The sequence below is a fragment of the Streptomyces sp. NPDC058964 genome (assembly GCF_042741275.1).
GTDB lineage: Bacteria > Actinomycetota > Actinomycetes > Streptomycetales > Streptomycetaceae > Streptomyces.
On the sequence record NZ_JBHYKH010000927.1, the window covers coordinates 1 to 1,670 of the forward strand.

Here is a 1,670-nt window from a genome sequence, read left to right on the forward strand (position 1 = left end):
CGTTCCTCGGGGCACCGGTGCGCGTCCGGGACCAGGTTTTCGGAAACCTGTACCTGACCGACAAGCGCGGCGGCGCGGAATTCGACGACGACGACGAGGCGGTGCTGCGCACTCTCGCGGCCGCTGCAGGCGTCGCGATCGACAACGCCCGCCTGTACGAGGACACCCGTCGCAGGGAACGGTGGCTGACGGCGAGCAGCGAACTGACCCGCAGCCTCCTGTCCGGCACCGATCCGGACCGGGTGCTGCACCAGGTCGCGTCGGCCGTCAGGACTCTGGCGGGCGCCGATCTGGTGACGCTGGCGGTGCCGCTCGACGGTGGCGAACTGGTGATCGAGGCCGCGGACGGGGCGGATGCCGAGCGGGTACGCGGGCTGGTACTGCCGGCCACCACGCTGGCCTCGAAGGTCTATCAGTCCAACGAGCGGTTCACCAGCGGCGCACTGTCCGCCGAGTCGCAGGCGGGCGGTGGATCCGCCGCACAGATCGACCTGGGACCCGGGTTCCTGCTCCCGCTCGGTGGGGGCGAGCATGTGCGCGGGGTCCTGCAGGTCGCCAACCTGCCGGGCGGCACCGAGTTCTCCGACGCCACCATAACCATGATCGGCAGCTTCGCGGATCAGGCCGCGCTGGCTCTGGAGATCGCCGATCACCGGCGCGAAGCCGAGCAGCTGGTGGTCCTGTCCGACCGCGACCGTATCGCCCGCGACCTCCACGACCTGGCCATCCAGCGGCTCTTCGCCTCCGGGCTGACCCTGAACTCGGTCCTCGGACGGCTCTCCGACCGGCCCCAGGTGGCCGAACGCGTTCAACGGGTGGTCGACGACCTCGACGACACCATCAAGACGGTTCGTGGCACGATCTACGCGTTGCGCGAGCGGGACCGCGCCGACGGGCGCGGTGGACTGCGGGCGATGCTGCTGGCCGAGACCGACCGGGCCGCCGCCGTGCTCGGCTTCACCCCGGCGTTGCGCATGACCGGCCTGCTCGACACCGACGTACCGGGCGAACATGCCGAGCATCTGCTGGCAGTGCTGCGTGAAACCCTGTCCAACGCCGCCCGGCACGCCGATGCCACCGCCGTCGAGGTCACCGCGGAGACGGACGGCGAGCGACTACGGCTGCGCGTCGCCGACAACGGCCGGGGGCTCGACCCCGACGTCAGCCGCCGCAGCGGCCTGGACAACCTCTCCCGGCGCGCAACCGGCCTCGGCGGCAGCTTCACGCTCACGCCGAACGAGCCAGGCGGCACCGTCGCGGAATGGACAGTGCCGCTCTCCGCACCGGACGAAGTCTGAGCTCCGGCGCGTCGCCGGGGGCGGCACGGATCACGACCGGAGCGTCGGACACCCGCGGGATGCCCTCGAGCAGTTGCCGGCCGCCGCATCGGCGGGTCTCCCCCGTCCTCGGCAGCCGTACGGACCGTCAGTGCCCTGCGCGCTTGAGGCGGTCCTGGGCCTGGGTGGCGATCACCGCCGCCTGGATGCGCCTTTCCACACCGAGCTTGGCCAGCAGACGGGAGATGTGGTTCTTCACCGTCTTCTCGGCGAGGTACAGGCGCTGACCGATCTGACGGTTGGTCAGACCCTCACCGATCAGAGCGAGGATCTCCCGCTCACGATCGGTCAGGCCGGGAAGCGCGTCCGGCTCGGGTTCCGGCTGCTGGACGC

General features: G+C 71.1%; 2 protein-coding genes. One reads left to right on the forward strand and one right to left on the reverse strand.

Features of this window, described 5'->3' with window-relative positions:
• Positions 1–1,298, forward strand: a 1,298-nt coding sequence (locus ACFW2E_RS46465; protein ID WP_384478109.1) for a GAF domain-containing protein, incomplete at its 5' end; no start/stop codon positions are given.
• Between the two features lie 127 nt (positions 1,299–1,425).
• Here the strand turns inward: ACFW2E_RS46465 and ACFW2E_RS46470 are convergent.
• Positions 1,426–1,670, reverse strand: a 245-nt coding sequence (locus ACFW2E_RS46470; RefSeq protein ID WP_384478112.1) for a helix-turn-helix transcriptional regulator, incomplete at its 5' end; no start/stop codon positions are given.